Here is a 16883-nt window from a genome sequence, read left to right as displayed (position 1 = left end):
AGCCCGCCTTATTGCGAGACGTCTTTGCCGAAATACTTCTGCGAAATCTTCGCGTAGGTGCCGTCGGCCTTGATGTCGGCGAGCGCCTTGTCGATGGCCGCGACCAGCGCCGGATTACCCTTGCGCAGCAGCACGGCCGACTGATCGCCGGCGCTCGACGTGTCGGTGGCCACGATCTTCAGCTTGGCGTCGGGCTTGTGCTTGCGGAAATCGAGGTACGACAGCGAGTCGTTGACCGTGGCGTCCACGCGGCCCGAGGTCAGCAGATCGATCGACTCGTTGAAGCCTTGCACCGGCACGACATCGGCGCCGTGCGACGCGGCGAGCTTGCCGAAATTGCTGGTGAGCGTATTCGCCGACTTCTTGCCTTTCAGATCGTCGAAGGAATGAATCGTGGTGTTGTCGTCGCGCACGATCAGCACCGCATGCGTGGCGATATACGGCGTCGAAAAGTCGTACTTCACCTTGCGCGCGTCGGTGATCGACACCTCGTTGATGACGGCGTCGTACCGATTCACGTCGAGACCGGCGATCAGTCCGTCCCACTTTCCTTCGACGAATTCCGGTTTGACGCCCAGACGTTGCGCGATGGCGCTGGCGATGTCGACATCGAAACCCGTGAGCTTGCCCGTTTCGTCGTGATACGTGAACGGCGCGTAAGTGCCTTCGGTGCCGACGCGGAACACGCCGGACGACTTCACCTGGGCCAGTTCGTCGGCGGCGAACGCGGGCGCGGCGGCGACCGCCGAAAGGAGTGTGGCGAGCAAGACGGAGCGGATAGCTTTCATGGTGGTAACTCGCGTGTGAATGCTGCTGAATAGTGGGCTCGATGCGTGAGCCGCACGATTCTACTGACCGCGCGTTCGACCACAAAAGCGATGATGCGCTATTCATATGCCCGGGCGGAATATCACGCTACGAGGCGTTTGCGCGCGCGCTCGCAATCGTTAGAGGGAAAAACGAATTCCTTATTCGATTGCGATGCGCGCGCCTTCGATGGGCTTACACGTCGTCGGGGACGAGCGCGAGCAGGCCGATCGCACCGAGTCCCCATTGCGCGGTGGAATTGGTCGAAACGCGCGGCGCTTCGTCCACGTCGTAGAGCACGGTCGGCACGCGCACGCGCTCGATCACGAAGTCCTCGAACGTGCTGCCCGCGTGACCGGCGAGGAACTGTGTCCACGCGCGATGCGCCAGTGCGCGGTCGCCGGTTTCGCTCGCCGCGTAGGCGAGCAGTCGCGCGTGGCCCTGATTCAGATTCAGCTTGCCGAGCGGTTGCCCGAGCGCCGCGCGCTGAGCGTCGGCGCTCGCGGAATACAGCGTGCAGTATTGCAGCCAGGCCGTGCGGAACGCTGGCACATCGAGCACGCGCAACAGCTCGCCGCAGATTTCGGGCAGACCGAACACGGCGCTCAGATGCGAGACCGACAACGCGCCGCTCGCGTCGCGCGCGAACGCGCCCGTGCGCAGATCCATCACGCCGTAGCCCGTGAAGAATCCATGCGGCTGCGCGGCGATGGTCGTCATGCTGGCGACGAGTTTGTCGCGCCAGGCAGGATCACCCGTGCGTTCCCATTCGGTGAGCCAGGCCGCCGCCACCGCGCCCCAATCCGTGCCGAACGAAACGGTGGCGTGATGCGCGCGATCGTCGGGCGGAAACGGCTCGCCGATCTTGCGGCCCGGCAGCACGTCGCGCAGCCGCTCGACCGCGTTGATCTGCGCGCGCATGAGGTCGCCGATGCGCTCGTCCGCGCTCACGTAATAGTAGAAGCGGTGATTCGCAACCGTGGACACGCGCAGTTGCTTCGCGCTGTCGCCCCAATGCTGGACGTCGTGACGCGAGCCGAGCGGACTGAACGGCCCGATGTGATGAACGTCGACTTCGCTGCCGTGGCGCGTCATGGCTTCGGCGGTGCGGAAGGCGTCGGCGCGGCCCGAGTGCAGCCAGTAGTGCCAGAGCCAGATGCCGCTGCTCAGCTCGCCGTTGTCCCACGCGAAGCCGCCGACGTCGTAGCGCCAGACGTGACGCGTGGCGTCGTAGGTGTGCATCACGTCGCCGAAATCCCAGAAGCCGTACCACTTGCGCTGCTCGATCTGGCCGCGATAGAAGTCGTAGTTCCAGTCGAGCGCGCGTTGCGTGCGCGCGATCACGGGCGCAGCGGCGACGCGCGACGCGCGTGGACGCCAGTACGGATCGAACGCTTCGGCGCGATGCATCCACGCACGCGAAGGCATCAGACGCGGCGGCGTTTCGATGCGCCGCGCGATGTCGATCAGTTCGGTGTTGGTCGGCGTGCGCGGCAGCAACTGCAGTTCGATTTCGCTCGTGCGCGCCACGCCATACGGCGTCATGAAACCCGGCTCGTAGTCCTCGTAGGTGATGTCGAGCGCGTCGCGTTGCAGCGCGTAACTCGTTTCGCCCATGCCGTCGTGATACGGGCGCAGATCCATGCCGGGCGCGTCGGGCGCCCAGAGCCAGAGCGTGACGGTGGCGCGTTCGCTGTGCGCGCCGCGAATGTCGAGTTGCGCCGGATAGCTCTGCCAGAAGTGGCGGATGCCGAACGCCACGCTGCCTGAAAGCGCGCCGAGGCAAGCCGTGCCCGCCGCGCGCGTGCCGCTCGCTGCGCGAATCCAGCCGCAGCCGCTTTGTGTGCGTTTGTCAATCGTGAAGCCGTCGGCGTTCGGCTGGAGCAGCGTGTAGTCGCCCCAGGCGGGCACGAAGCGCAAATCCTTCGCGAATACAGGGCCGAGCGCGGAAGCGGGCGGCGTGACCTCTCCCGCGAATTGTGCGGCTTCCACGCTCGCGCCGGGGCTGCGGCGCAGGCCGGTGAGCGTGCGCACGGCCTCGGCGAAGACGCCGCCGTTGTCGCCCGTGAAGCGCACAAAGCGTTCGTGTGGCTCGCCGTCGAGCGGCATATCGAAACGCAGGCCCACGCCGCGAATGAAGCTTCGCTGTGGATCGGCGTCGTAGACGAGGCTGTGCACGATGCGCACGGCGTCCGAGCCGCGATAGAAGTAAAGCCGCAGCACGAAGGGCAGCAACGTGGCGTTGCTGCCTTCCTGCGCGTGCGTGCCGGTGAGCTTGACGACGGCGCGCGCCGGGCCGTTTTGTTCGAGCGTGGCATGCTCGATGCGGCCCGTGTAGCGTTCGCGTGCGGTCGCTTGAGCTTCGTCGTCGTGCTGTGCGGTAGGCGCTTCGTCGGTGAGCACAAGGAGGCGGCCGTCGCGCAGCGTCGCCTGGCCGTTGCGGCTCAACGTGTCGAACACGCGCGCGCCATTGAGTGGCAGCGTGGCCTGCAATACGCCCGTATCGATGCGGATGAGGTCGCCGTCGAGATGCGCGATGGCGGGCGCATTGTTCGTTTCGTCGGCGCGCGCCGCACGAGGTTCGACGATGAAGTCTCGAGGCGTTTCGTCGCCATTTTGCAGCGCTGCGAGCGCTTGTGGTGCGAGCGTATGCGCCGACCATTTCAGCGAGCCATCGGGCCAGTAAGCCAGCGGCCACGATTGCAGCGCGACGCGCCCGGACGCAGACGTTGGCGTCGCTGCCGCGTGCGCGAGGCGCAAGTCGAACGCACTGTGCGCATCGACCGCGCCGCGCGGCCACGGCACGCCCCACGTCGCGCCGATGAACGATTCGGGCGTGGCGCGCAGCGAGCCGTCGAGCCAATGCACGCGCGCTTCGTTCGCGTTGGCATCGTCGATGCTGTCGGCGTAGGAAGCAGAATGCGCGCGCGCCGCCGTGGACGCATCGGCGAGCGTTCCGCCTACGGCCAGCGAAGCGAGTTTGAAGAAGGTGCGGCGATCGAATCCGTTGCTCATCGCGGCCTCAGAACTGATAGGTCAGCGTGCCGCCGATCGTGCGCGGTTCGCCGATCCAGCCGAGCACCGACCCGTAATCGCTTTCCACGAGCCGCTGATAGTAGGTTTTGTTGAACAGATTGTTGACCCAGAGCGAGGCGGTCCAGCTGCCGCGACTGAATTTGCCGCCCGTGCCCGCCGAAAGCGAGACGAGGCCATAGCCCGGAATGCGCGTGAACGCCGAGTCGTCGACGGTGCCGTACATCCACGTGCGATACGAATAGCGCGCGCTCACGAACGAAGTGAGGCCGTTGAGTGTGTGCCACGTGTAGCGCGCCGTCGCATTGAACGTGAGCTTCGGCGCGTTGAAGACCTGATTGCCCGTGAGGTCGCAGATCGCGGTGGAACCGGCCGGTCCGAGCGTGACTTCGGGCGGGCAGATCGCGTGGTGATAGTTGAGGTAGCGCGCGTCGTTATAGACCGCGGATGTCTGCAGCAGCAGATGATCGTCGGGCGTGTATTGCAGTGAGAATTCCGCGCCGCGCGAGCGGAACGTCCCCGCGTTCACGAGGTAGGTCGATTGCGTGCTGGGGTCGTAGCTCTGCGTCTGGAACGCGTTCACGTAGGTCAGGAACACGTCGGCTTTCGCGCTCAGCGAGCCGTCGAGCAACGTGCCCTTGATGCCCAGTTCCGCGCTCTTGGTGCGTTCGGGTGCGATCACAAGTGAGCTGTCGCCGGCCTTCGATGCCGCGCCCGCCGAGACGTTCAGGCCGCCCGCTTTCTCGCCGTACGAGAGCGCGAGATAGCTGCTCAGATCGCGTGTGAGCAGATACTTGAACGCGAGCGTGGCCGAGGGCAGCGTGTTGTATTGAACAAGGTAACCGGAGTTGAACGGCGCCTTGTTATAGCGGATGAACTGGCCGCCTTTCTTGTCGTAGGTGAGGCGCACGCCCGCCGTGATGTCGAAGCGCGGCGTCACGTGGAAGGTGCCCTGACCGAAGCCCGACCACACTTCGTCGTGCAGTGTGCCGTAGCGAATGATGTCGAGCCCGTCGTAAGCCGTGCTGCCGTAATAGAGGCCCGGCAGCTTGCTGTCGGCGTAACGCGTGAAGGCTTGCGTCGCTTCGTTCTCGCCCATGTAGGTCGCGCCCACGGCCCAGTCGAAGTATTGTCCGTGCGGCGAATCGAGGCGGAAATCCTGCGACCACGAACGGTCGAGAAACTGCGTGCCGCTGTTCGCGTAGACGGGAACACTCAGGCTGTCGGCCACCGAAGGCACGTAATTGAAGTAGCGATACGAACTCACGGACCGCAGGTTGTAGCCGTTGTCGAAGCGATAGTTCGCCTCGGCCGAACCGCCGCCCTGCACGAGATGCATGCTGTTTTCGTCGTCGAGCGCGACGTTGTGATCGTCGCCCCCATACACCACGCGATTGCCGATCAACGACGAATGCGTGAGAAAGCTGTTCACGCCATTCACCGAATTCGACGAATACGTCACCGGCGTGGGCGAGTCGTTCTCGTTGCTGTAGTCGGCGCTCAGGCGCAGGCTGAACTGATTGTTGGGCTTGAAAAGCAGCTGGCCGCGCACGCTGTTGCTCGAATTGCCGTTGAGCGTGTGGCCGTTCGTGATGTTGTTGACGTCGCCGTTGGTGCTGTTGTGCACGAAGTCGATGCGGCCCGAGAGCATGTCCGCGATCGGCCCCGAGAGCATGGTGTGATTGAGCACCGTGCCGCGCGAGGCGAACGAGAGGCTTTCGGAGCCGGTCAGCGTGGAACTCGGCAGCGGCGTGTGGATGTCGATCACGCCGCCCGTCGAGTTCGCGCCGAACAGCGTGCCTTGTGCGCCGCTTAGCACGTCGACGTAATCGACGTCGGCGAGTGCGCCCGCGAGCATGCCGGGACGCGGCAGGTACACGTTGTCGAGATACACGGCCACGCTGCTCGGCATGCCGATGTTCTGCTCGCCGCTCGTCTGGCCGCCGCCGTCGCCCACGCCGCGGATCGTGATCTGCGTGTCGGACGGATCGGTGGTCTGCACGTTCAGGCCGGGCACGAGCTGCTGAAGATCCGCGAGCGAGGTGATGTGCTGCTGTTGCAGTTCGCGGCCGGTCACGCGGTAGCTCGACGTCGGCGTGCGCTGCGGGTCGTCGCGTCGCGCGCGCGTGGCGCTCACGGTCACGGTGCCCAGTTGCGTGGTGGTGGTCGTGTCGGCGGTGGCGGGCGGGGGAACCGGCCGCTGCGGCCGGTCAGCTTTTGGGCGCGCGTCCTCCGTCGCGGTGGCGGCCGGCGCGGCGCGGCGCACGGCGAGCGCGTGGCTGTCCGTGGTCACGACTTCGAGACCGGTGCCCTTGAGCGCCTGGGCGATCGCGCCTTGCGCTGTGAGCGCGCCGCTCACGGGCGCGGCCTGCACGTGTTCGACGAGATGCGGGTCGTAGCTGAGCGGCACGCCGCTTTGCGCCGCGATGGACAGCAGCGTGCGGTTGAGCGGTTGCGCCGCGAGATGGAAAGTGTGCGTCGAGGCGTCCTGTGCGAGCGCGGCGCCGGCTGCAAGAAAGAGCGCGGCCGAAAGCGCGATTGAGAGCGTGTTGCGGGCGCTGGCCGGACGGCGCGCGCTGCGGCGCGATGCCGGGGTACGGGGTCGTTTCACGTTAAGCCTGTCGTTATGTCGATGATCGAAGCGTTCGGGATGCGCGGCATGCCGATGCGCGGGTGAACGATGGCCATGTGCAACGAGCATCGAAAAGCGTCAGCGAAACAGTGCAGTCGGGCAGGATTTTTTTGTGTGGCGCTCCGAATCATTTATGCAATGCGCAGCACCGTGCGCGTCATATCGATTCGAGAATCCGTGCTTTGGACGGCTGCGCCCGCAACTTTAGAATCGCCGCTCCAGCCTCAGCCCAACTAGCCTGCTCACGCGTTGCGCGCAACGCGTTCAGTCCGACCGTCATGGCGATCCGATCCCAAAGCCTGTCCGCCGGCCGCGCCGCCGACGCCGAGGCGCTCACCAATCCGGCGCGCGAGCGTTTCCTGTCCGACGAATTCCGCCGCAGCTACGGCTGGCTCACGGGCTGTATGCACCGTCTCGTCGGATCGAGCAGCGACGCCGAGGATCTCGCCGCGAGCGCGTTCACCGAGCTGGCCGCGCATCCGGACGTCAGCGCGATCCGGCAGCCGCGCGCCTTGCTCACGACAATCGCGCGCCGGCTGACGTTCGAGCATTGGCGTCGACGTGATATCGAACGCGCCTATCTCGCGCGGCTCGCGCTCGCACCCGAACCGGTTGCGCCCGCGCCCGAGGTCGCGCTCGAAGCCGTGCAGGAGATCCTGCTGATCGACGCGGCCTTGCAGCAGCTTTCCGCACGCGCGCGAGAGGCGTTCATCCTGAGTCAGTTCGAAGACATGAAATACGCCGATATCGCGGTGCGGCTCGGCGTGTCCGTGAGCATGGTGCGCAAATACGTCGCGCAGGCGCTCGTGCTGTGTTGCGAGGCGGCATGAGCACGGCGCGCGTCATGAGGGGCACCGAGGCGGGCAGCGCGCGGGGCGCTGTCGAATGGGAAGTGCGCCTGCGTGAAGGTGAGCTCGATGCGCGTGAACTCGCCGCATTCGAAGCGTGGCAGCGCGACGAAGCGAACGGCCGCGCGTGGGCCGCGCTGCAGACGCGGCTCGCGCGCATGCGGCCCGGCGGCGCGGCTGAACGCGCGGCGGCGGCCGAGGCGTTGCGGGTGCCGTCGGCGCAGCGCCGCAAGCTGCTGCGCGCGGGATTTGGCGGCGTGGCGCTGGCGCTTGCGGGCGTGGCGCTGCGCGAGGGCGTGCATCGGCTCGGTCTCGACGCGGACTGGCAGAGCGCGATCGGCGAACGGCGCACCGTGAGTCTCGCCGACGGCTCGCAAATGACGATCGACGCGGGCAGCCGGGTTTATCGCGTCGATCGTAGCGATCGCAGCGCGGCGTCTGGCGACCGCGTGCTGCGCGTCTCGGCGGGGCAGGTGCTCGTGCATATGCGGGCGTCGCATGCGGGACTTCTGCGCAGCATCGAAACCGAACATGGCGTCGTGCAGACCGAAGGCGGCACGATCAACGTGGGGCGCATCTATCGGCATAGCGTGGTCGCGGTGGGCAAGGGCGAGGCCGTGGTCCTGCAGCCGGGACGCCCGGCGCTGCGCGTGGCGGCGGGTGAGAGCGTCGCGTTCTCGTCCGATGGCGCGCGACGTCTCGCGCAGTCGTTCGATCTGGTGAGCGCGTGGACGCGCGGCATCTTCGTCGCCGACAACGTCTCGCTCGACACGCTCGTGGACGTCTTCAACCGCTACGAGCCGGGCGTGATCCGCGTGACGGGCGAGGCCCGCGAGGCGCGCGTGAGCGGCGTGTTCCTGCTCGGCGACATTCCGCGCGCGCTCACGCAGGTCGCGGAAAGCGCGCCGGTCCAGCTCACGCGCGTCGGTCCGTATCTGAGCGTGTTCAGCTAGATTTTTTCGCGTACGCGCTGACGCTTTGCGCGTCTCGTTGCACAAGGTGGGCAGAAGCCGCTCGCGCGGCTGTTCCCCTAACCGATGCAACGTGACGGAGTCCCCGCCGTGCGCAGACCTTCTTTCGCCGTGCGCGTGCTGCCAGCCTTGCTGGCGCTGCTCGCCGCGTTTCCGTTGCACGCCGCGCCGCGCGCGATCCTGCGCGAAGACTTTGCGTCGTTCGACGCGCGTCGCTGGATTGTGGAGGCCGAGCCTGATTCCAAGACTGTGCCATCGACGAAAGCGAGTATTGACTCGCATTCGTCACGCAAATCGCCGCCGGTTTACACCGATCACCACGCGCTGGTGCTCGACAGCGCGCGCGGCCTGACCGTCTGGCTCGACCGGCGGCTCACGGGCCACTATGAAATCACCTATACGCGCACCGTGCTCGATGCGGGCGGGCCGCATGACCGCGTCTCCGATCTGAACCAGTTCTGGCTGGCCAGCGCGCGCGGCTCGAACGGTCGCGTCGCGCCGTTCGGCGGTTCGGGTCGCTTCGAGGATTACGACGCGCTCGATCTGTTCTACGCGGGCATCGGCGGCAACGGCAATACCACGACGCGCTTTCGCCGCTACGACGGCACAAGCGCGCGTCCGCTGCTCGCGCAATACACGACGCCGCCCTGGCTGCTGCGCGCGAATCATCCGTACCGCGTGCGCATCGTCGTCGACAGGCGCGGCACGCGTTTCTATCTCGACGGCAAGCCGTATTTCGCGGCCTCGCCGCCGCTGCCCGACGCGGGCTGGTTCGGTTTTCGCTCGACGGCCTCGCGCCAGACCATCCGCGACTTCTCCATTCGCGCGCTGCCTTGACGGCGTCGCGCGTTGCCACTGCATTTCACTGTATGACGCCGATGATGACCTTCCCGCATTCCCTCCGCCCGCGCCGTGCGGGTCTTTCCTCTTTGCTGTTCGCCGCGCTCGCGCTGTTCGCCGCAACGGCGCATGCCGACGACGCCCCCGTAACGGTTAGCGAAGACGCCGGCACGATCACGCTCGACAACGGCATCGTGGAGATCCGCGTCGAGCGCGACGACGGCTATCTCGCCGCGATCCGTCAACACGACGCCACGGGCTGGCACGACCTCGGCGTGACCGCGCAGCGCGCGGCCTACGAAGCGCATGGCGACGACTTCGAAAACGACCCGGAAAAAGCCATGTACTGGGATGCGAACGCCGACGTTGCGGTCGTGCCGCCGGGCTACAAGGAAGACAAGAAAGGCTATTTCCGCATGCGGCCCGGCGAGGCGCAGGTGAGCGTGGTGGCGAACACGCCCGAGCGCGCCGAAGTCAGCGTGCGTTCGCGCCCGACGCCCGTGTTTCCGTTCGATATCGACGTGCGTTACACGCTGTTGCGCGGCCATAGCGGCTTCTACGCGCAGGCCGAGGTGCATCACGGCGCGGATCAACCTGCGGCGACCTTCTATCAAAACCGCTTCGTCGTGAAGACGGTGATGGACGGCACTTTCGATCACTGGGCCGTGGGCGACAGCAAATTCGTGCCGATTCCGCAAGGCGCGATCAGCCGCGAACTGAGCGACGCGACCTTCCAGCTCGACGACGGCACGATCAAGACCAAGTACATGAACTCGGTGTTCTGGTCGCAGGTGCCGGTGTACGGTTACGTGGGCGCGCAGCGCGGCCTCTGGATGATCGAGGCGAGCCCCGAGTACCACAACGGCGGCCCGGTCAAGCAGGGCCAGACGCTGCACGACAACGTGCTGCTGCGGGTGCTGCAGTCGGTGCACTTCGGCGCGTCGGCGGTCGTGCTCAAGGACGGCGAGGACTGGCGCAAGGTCTACGGTCCGTTCCTCGTCTATGCCAATCGCGCCGACGGTCCGGCCGCACTCTGGGCCGACGCCGAACGCCAACACGCGCGCGAAGTCGCCGCGTGGCCGTACACGTGGGTCGATACGCCGGCGTATCGGCAGACGCGCGGCGAAGTGAGTGGTAGCGTGAGTCTGGCGAATGACGCATCGAAGCTCGCATCCAGGCCCGCATCAAAGCCCGTGACGCACGCGTGGGCGATCCTGTCCGACCCCGGCGTGCCCTGGAGCGCGCAGAACAAAGGCTACGCGTTCTGGAGCGCACTCGACGACGCGGGCCACTTCGATCTGCATCACGTGATTCCCGGCGTCTACGACCTGCATGTGAGCGGCGCGGATCAACCCGAAGACCTCGTCGTGCACAACGTGCGCGTGGGCGCGGACCAGCATCTCGATCTCGGTGCGATAACGTGGCCCGTGGAGGAGCCGGGCGTGCGCCTCTGGCAGATCGGCCGCTTCGATCGCTCGGCCGCGGAGTTCCGCAATGGCGACGACGCGCGCAACTATCAGATGTTCCGCCGCTATCCGAAGCAGTTTCCGCACGATGTCGATTTCGTGATCGGCAAGAGCGATCCCGCGCGCGACTGGAATTACGCGCAGTGGACCGTCTACGCGGAACGTCCGGACTGGCGCATTCATTTCGATCTCGACCGCGCGCAATCGGGCAAGGCCACGTTGACGATCGGCTTTGCATCCGCGCAGCCCGAGCAGGGCAAGACGCTGACCGATCTGCGCGTGGCCGTGAACGGCACCGAGGTCGCGCAGATCCGTCTGCCCAAGACGGGCACGGCGGGTTATCGCGGCAGTGCGCAGGATTCGCCGTACAACGTGCGCGCGATCGTGTTCGACGCGGCGTTGCTGAAGGCGGGCGAGAACACGGTGAGCCTCTATCATGCCGACGGCGTGCCCTATGCGCGCTTCACGCTCGCGGGCACCGACCAGCGCGTGCCGGCCAACACCACGCCGGGCCAGGTGATGTACGACGCGCTGCGGCTCGACGTGGACACGTATGCGGACAAAAACGCGGACAAGAACGCGGACAAAAACGCCGCCGCATCCAACCCCTAAGCGCTCTGCCGCGACGCCAGCAGCCAGTTCGCGAGCCGTTGCGCGCCGTCGGGCAATTCGGCGTCGGCGCGCCAGCAGAGATAGTAATGGCGGCCGTCGTCGAGTTCGTGGTCGAACAGCTTGCGCAGCGCGCCCGATGCCAGTTCGCGCGAGATCAGCGGCGCGCGCAGCAAGGCCGCGCCGAGGTCGGCGAGCGCGGCGCTCAAGGTGAGCTGGCCGTCTTCGAACAGCGGGCCTTCGACGCGCGTCATGTGGCGCGCGCCCACGCTTTGCAGCCAGTTGACCCAGGTGCTGCGGTCTTCGTCGTGCACGAGCGGCACGCCGGCGAGATCGGCGGGCTTGCGCAGCGGCCCGTAACGCTGCAGGAAGCGCGGCGTGCAGACCGGCACCACCGCGCCCGACATGAGCGGCGTGCTCGTATAACCGACCCAGTCGCCCGTGCCGAAGCGAATCGAAAGATCGGCCGCGTCGCTGCGGTAATTGCGGTGATTCGCGTAGAGCACGGTCACATCCACGTCTTCATTCGCCGACAGGAAGTCGTGCAGGCGCGGAATGAACCAGCCCATGCCGAACAGCGGAATCAGACTGATCGTGATCTGCCGCCGCGACGACCGTTCGCGCACGAACCCCGTCGCGCTGCGCAGCACCGAAAACGCCGCGCTGATCGAGCGGTAATAATCGCGGCCTTCGTCGGTGAGCACGAGCGAGCGGCCGCTGCGCACGGTGAGCGGCGTTTGCACGAACGATTCGAGCAACTGAAGCTGGTGGCTCACGGCCGAGGGCGTGATGTCGAGCTCCTGCGCCGCCGTGCTCACCGAGCCGTGGCGCGCGAAGGCCTCGAAGGCGCGCACCGCGCGCAGCGGCGGATCGTCGGAGAGTTGCTGAATTTTTTTCATGTATCGAATTATATCGAACGCACGATGCGTCGGGCATTCCTTATTTTGTATCGATAAATCATTGGTTTAATCGCTAACTGAGCAGGCTGACATAACGATAGAACGAAAGGTCATTTAAGCGTGCGTGGGCCAAACCTTAATCTTTTTCAACTTTCGGAGCTCGCGTAACAGACGCCGGCTTCCTGACTCAACGTATAAGACACGCCCACACGCTCATGAAAAAGAACGCTTTGTTGTTGCCGCTCGCCGCGCTCGCTGTCTCCGCTTTCGCGCCCGGCGCGCGCGCCCAGGACGAACAGGTCGTGCTGATCGGCCTGGCCGCGCCGCTCACCGGCGCATCGGCGCGGATCGGCAAGGATCTGGAAAACGGCGCACAGCTCGCCATCGACGATGCCAACGCGAAGCATCCCACGCTCGGCGGCAAGCCCGTGGTCTACAAGCTCGTGAGCGCCGACGATCAGTCCGATCCGCGTACGGCCGTGACGGTCGCGCAGCAACTCGTCGAGCGTCATGTGGTGGGCGTGGTCGGCCACTGGAACACCGGTTGCAGCGTGCCTGCCGCGCGCGTCTATCGCGACGCCGGCATCGCGCAGATCGCGCCGGCTTCCACGGGCCATCAGTACACGCTGCAAGGCTTCGACACCTCCTTTCGCATCATGGGTCACGACGACGACAGCGGCGCCTACACCGGCGCTTACGCCGTGAAGACGCTCAAGGCGCAGCGCATCGCCGTGATCGACGATCAGACCGCGTTCGGCGCTGGCCTCGCGAATCAGTTCATCAAGGGCGTGCAGGCCAACGGCGGCACCGTGGTCGATCATCAATATGTGACCGACAAGACCATCGACTTCAGCGGCGTGCTCACGGAAATCAAGGGCAAGCGCGCGGATCTGGTGTTCCTCGGCGGCATCGACGTGGAAGCCGCGCCGCTCGTGCGCCGCATGCGTCAGCTGCATATTCAGGCGCCGCTGCTGGGCGCGGGCGGGTTCGTCAGCCAGACCTTCCTGAAGCTCGCCGGTCCGGCGGGCGAGGGCGTGACCGCGCTGGAGCCGGGCCGTCCGCTCGACCGCATGCCGGGCGGTCCCGCCTTCGACGCGCAGTACCGCGCGCGCTGGCATGCGCCGATCGAACTGCACGCGCCGTTCGCCTATGACGCGGCCGCGACGTTGATCGCAGCCACGCAGCAGGTGAATTCCGCCGATCCGAAGCAGATCGTCGCCGCGCTGCATTCGATTCGCCGCGAAGGCGTGACCGGCACGATCGCCTTCGACGCGCAAGGCAATCTCAAGGATCCGGCGTACACGATCTATCAGGTGCGCGACGGTAAGTGGGTCGTGGTCGATGTGCTGGGCGGCGGGTCGTCGGCGCAGGCTGCGAAGCCCGCAGTTGCGAAGACCGCCGCAAAGACCGCGGCGCGCTGAGCGGAGCGAGGAGAACACAGCATGACGCAAACTCATCACGAAGGCCGCGCGGAAGAAGTTAGCTCGCAGGAAGTCAACGTCAACGGCGTGACGCTCGGCATTCTCGAGCGCCGCCGTATCGAAGCGGAAATCATCAAGCCGATCTACGAGATCATGAAGCGCGAGTTCGGCGTGGAGCGCGCGCAGGCCGTGATCGGCGAAGCGGTGCGCGGCGCGGCGGTGAACGCAGGTCGCGAATTCGCGGCGCGCGAGCCGAATGGTGCGAGCATCGCGTCGTTCGTGGCCTTGCAGGTGCTCTGGGAAAAGGACGATGCGCTCGATGTCGAAACGCTGCGCGCCGACGACGAAGCCTACGACTACGACGTGAAGCGTTGCAGCTACGCGGAGATGTATCACGCGATGGGGCTCGGCGAAATCGGCCATCTGCTCAGTTGCGCGCGCGACAGCGAGTTCATCGCGGGCTACGAGCCGGGCGTCGAGCTCACGCGCACGAGCACCATCATGCAGGGCGGCAAGCGCTGCGATTTCCGTTATCGCGTGCGCGATGCGCAAGGTGGTACGCATGGCTGAGATCGGCACGCTTGAAACGCGCGCCGCGTTGCGCGTGAACGGCCCGCGTTTGTGGGACTCGCTCGAACGCATGGCGCGGATCGGCGCAACGCCTAAAGGCGGCGTCTGCCGTCTCGCGCTGACCGAACTCGACCGCGAAAGCCGCGATCTGTTCGTGCAGTGGGCGCGCGAAGCGGGGTGCGAAATTCGCATCGACCGCATCGGCAATATCTTCGCGCGGCGCGCGGGCCGCGATGCGAACGCCTCGCCCGTGCTGACCGGTTCGCACGCCGATACCCAGCCGACCGGTGGCCGTTACGACGGCATCTACGGCGTGCTCGGCGGGCTCGAAGTGCTGCGCGCGCTCAACGACGCGAACGTGCAAACGGAACGGCCCATCGAAGTGGTCGTGTGGACCAACGAGGAAGGTTCGCGCTTCGCGCCCGCGATGATCGCGTCGGGCGTCTACGCGGGCGTATATCCGCTCGATTACGGGCTTTCGCGCAGCGATGCGTCGGGCACGACGATCGGCGAGGCGCTTGCGCAGATCGGCTATGCGGGCGACGTGCCCGTGGGCGGCACGCCGGTGCACGCGGCGTACGAACTGCACATCGAGCAGGGCGCGATTCTCGAACGCAGCGGCAAGACCATCGGCGTCGTCACGGCGGGGCAAGGACAGCGCTGGTACGAGATCGAACTCGACGGCGTGGATGCGCATGCAGGCACCACGCCGATGGATCTGCGCCGCGATGCGCTCGTGGGCGCGGCGCGCATCATCACCTTCGTGTCGGCGCTCGGACGCAGCTATGCGCCGTTCGGACGCGCCACGGTCGGCATGATCGAGGCGAAGCCGAACTCGCGCAACACGGTGCCGGGACGCTGCTTTTTCACGGTGGAGTTTCGTCATCCCGAATCGGCGACGCTCGCTGAAATGGACGCGAAGTTGCGCGAGGAACTTGCGCGCGTTGCGCACGAGGAGCAGCTTGGGCATTGCATCGAGCAGATCTTCGATTACGCGCCCGTGCCGTTCGCGCCGGAATGCGTGGAGACGGTGCGTCGTGCGGCACAAGCGCTCGATCTCTCGCATGCGGATATCGTCTCCGGCGCGGGCCACGATGCGTGCTATCTCGCGCGCGTTGCGCCCACGGGCATGATCTTCGTGCCCTGCATCGACGGCCTGAGCCACAACGAAGCCGAAGCGATCACGCCCGAATGGGCCGAAGCGGGCGCGAATGTGTTGCTGCATTCGATACTCGCGAGCGCGGGTTAATCTTCTTCGTCATTCGATCTGCTTTTGCAGACGAAAACACGCGGGGCAATTTACGCCGGATGGTTTGCTTATTCCACTGCGTAATTTAAGGGGTTTCCAGGCGAATCGGCGCTCAGCGCGTTGCGCCGATTCGCGCTAAGGTGTGCCTTTTCGTTTCCGCGAGAACGTCATGGCCCACAGTCTTCAATTGCGTCAATTGCACCTGGGCGCCTTCATGCGCCCGGTCAGCCTGCATACCGGCGCGTGGCGTTTTCCGGGCGCATGGCCCGATGCGAATTTCAATTTCGCACATCTGAAACGTCTTGCGCAAACGCTCGAAACCGCGCGCTTCGACGCGTTTTTCATGGCCGATCATCTCGCCGTGCTGAACATGCCGGTGAGCGCGCTCAAGCGCGGCCACACCGCCACCTCGTTTGAGCCGTTCACGCTGCTTTCCGCGCTGGCGGCCGTAACGTCGAAGATCGGCCTCGTCGCCACCGCATCGACGACCTTCGACGCGCCTTACCACGTCGCGCGCCGTTTCGCCTCGCTCGATCATCTGAGCGGCGGACGCGCGGGCTGGAATCTCGTCACCACTTCGAATCCCGATGCCGCCTTGAATTTCGGCCTCGACGAACATGTGGAGCACGACGAGCGCTATCGTCGCGCGCGCGAGTTCTTCGACATCGTGACCGGCCTTTGGGATAGCTGGGACGACGACGCTTTCATACGCGACGTCGCGAGCGGCGAGTATTTCGATCCCGAGAAAATGCACGTGCTCGATCACAAAGGCGAGCACTACTCGGTGCGCGGGCCGCTCAATATCGCGCGGCCGCCGCAAGGTTGGCCCGTGATCGTGCAGGCGGGATCGTCCGAAGCCGGTCGCGAACTCGCGGCGCAAACCGCCGAGGCTGTGTTCACGGCGCAGCCGGATCTGGAGACGGGCAAGCGGTTTTATGCGGACGTGAAAGGGCGTCTCGCGCGCTACGGCCGCGAGCGCGATCATCTGAAGATCCTGCCGGGCGCGTTCGTGGTGGTCGGCGAAACGCTCGACGAGGCGCGCGAGAAGCGCGCGCTGCTCGATACGTTCGTGCATGCGGAAAGCGGGATTGCGTCCTTGTCGATCGCGCTGGGTCACGATGTCTCGCGCTTCGATCTCGATGGCCCGCTGCCGGATATTCCCGAAAGCAATGCGAGCCGCTCGGCGCGTCAGCGCGTGGTGGACTGGGCGCGGGAGGAGAACCTGACCGTGCGCCAGCTGGCGCAGCGCGTGGGCGGCTATTCGGGACTGGAGATGGTCGGCACGCCCGAGTCGATCGCCGACGAGATGGAGCAATGGCTCGTGCAGGAAGGCAGCGACGGCTTCAACGTGATGTTTCCGTTTTTGCCTGCGGGCGTGGACGATTTCGCGTTGAAGGTCGTGCCCGAGTTGCAGCGTCGCGGTATTTTCCGGCGCGAATACACGGGGAAAACGTTGCGCGATCACCTCGGTCTGCCGCGCCCCGCAAACCGTTTTTTCTCGCGTTGAATGACTGCGGAGCGGGGCGCGCGGTTTCGTC

Annotated in this window: 12 protein-coding genes; 8 read left to right on the top strand and 4 right to left on the bottom strand. The window is 65.8% G+C overall.

The window, feature by feature from the left end:
- Positions 1 to 8: 8 nt before the first annotated feature.
- From BMY06_RS23135 to BMY06_RS23125, 3 genes are all read right to left on the bottom strand, one after another.
- A complete protein-coding gene (locus BMY06_RS23135; RefSeq protein ID WP_065059806.1) occupies positions 9 to 788 on the bottom strand; it encodes an amino acid ABC transporter substrate-binding protein in 780 nt (259 codons plus the stop codon).
- A gap of 214 nt (positions 789 to 1002) precedes the next feature.
- Positions 1003 to 3822, bottom strand: coding sequence for an exo-rhamnogalacturonan lyase family protein (locus BMY06_RS23130; protein WP_074985506.1), 2820 nt, complete (start codon positions 3820 to 3822; stop codon positions 1003 to 1005).
- A 7-nt stretch (positions 3823 to 3829) separates the two neighbouring features.
- Positions 3830 to 6451, bottom strand: a complete 2622-nt coding sequence (locus tag BMY06_RS23125) for a TonB-dependent receptor (RefSeq protein WP_065059804.1) — start codon at positions 6449 to 6451, stop codon at positions 3830 to 3832.
- A gap of 299 nt (positions 6452 to 6750) precedes the next feature.
- On the opposite strand from BMY06_RS23125, the gene BMY06_RS23120 reads away from it, so the two are divergent.
- From BMY06_RS23120 to BMY06_RS23105, 4 genes are all read left to right on the top strand, one after another.
- Entirely contained in the window at positions 6751 to 7302 is a 552-nt protein-coding gene (locus BMY06_RS23120; protein WP_080180735.1) for a sigma-70 family RNA polymerase sigma factor, read from the top strand.
- Between the two features lie 14 nt (positions 7303 to 7316).
- Entirely contained in the window at positions 7317 to 8273 is a 957-nt protein-coding gene (locus BMY06_RS23115; RefSeq protein WP_161495592.1) for a FecR family protein, read from the top strand.
- 108 nt (positions 8274 to 8381) lie between these two features.
- On the top strand, positions 8382 to 9128 hold the full coding sequence (locus BMY06_RS23110; RefSeq protein WP_124263326.1) for a DUF6250 domain-containing protein: 747 nt from the start codon (positions 8382 to 8384) through the stop codon (positions 9126 to 9128).
- A gap of 32 nt (positions 9129 to 9160) precedes the next feature.
- Entirely contained in the window at positions 9161 to 11209 is a 2049-nt protein-coding gene (locus BMY06_RS23105) for a polysaccharide lyase family protein (RefSeq protein WP_080180737.1), read from the top strand.
- Here BMY06_RS23105 and BMY06_RS23100 read toward each other — a convergent pair.
- Positions 11206 to 12105: a LysR substrate-binding domain-containing protein gene (locus tag BMY06_RS23100; protein ID WP_074985500.1), complete on the bottom strand. Its 900-nt coding sequence runs from the start codon at positions 12103 to 12105 to the stop codon at positions 11206 to 11208. The genes BMY06_RS23105 and BMY06_RS23100 overlap by 4 nt on opposite strands.
- 215 nt (positions 12106 to 12320) lie before the next feature.
- On the opposite strand from BMY06_RS23100, the gene BMY06_RS23095 reads away from it, so the two are divergent.
- The 4 genes from BMY06_RS23095 (at position 12321) to BMY06_RS23080 (ending at position 16852) form a co-directional block, all read left to right on the top strand.
- The gene (locus BMY06_RS23095; protein WP_074985498.1) at positions 12321 to 13526 is read left to right on the top strand and encodes a branched-chain amino acid ABC transporter substrate-binding protein; all 1206 of its coding nucleotides are present in this window, start codon (positions 12321 to 12323) and stop codon (positions 13524 to 13526) included.
- A gap of 21 nt (positions 13527 to 13547) precedes the next feature.
- A complete protein-coding gene (locus tag BMY06_RS23090) occupies positions 13548 to 14096 on the top strand; it encodes an L-2-amino-thiazoline-4-carboxylic acid hydrolase (RefSeq protein WP_080180738.1) in 549 nt (182 codons plus the stop codon).
- On the top strand, positions 14089 to 15345 hold the full coding sequence (locus BMY06_RS23085) for a Zn-dependent hydrolase (RefSeq protein WP_074985570.1): 1257 nt from the start codon (positions 14089 to 14091) through the stop codon (positions 15343 to 15345). The genes BMY06_RS23090 and BMY06_RS23085 overlap by 8 nt, the downstream gene beginning before the upstream one ends.
- Positions 15346 to 15514: 169 nt before the next feature.
- Positions 15515 to 16852, top strand: coding sequence for an LLM class flavin-dependent oxidoreductase (locus BMY06_RS23080; protein ID WP_074985495.1), 1338 nt, complete (start codon positions 15515 to 15517; stop codon positions 16850 to 16852).
- Positions 16853 to 16883 lie beyond the last annotated feature (31 nt).

Source organism: Paraburkholderia tropica (assembly GCF_900109265.1).
GTDB lineage: Bacteria > Pseudomonadota > Gammaproteobacteria > Burkholderiales > Burkholderiaceae > Paraburkholderia > Paraburkholderia tropica.
This window is presented reverse-complemented; position numbering and strand designations above follow the sequence as displayed.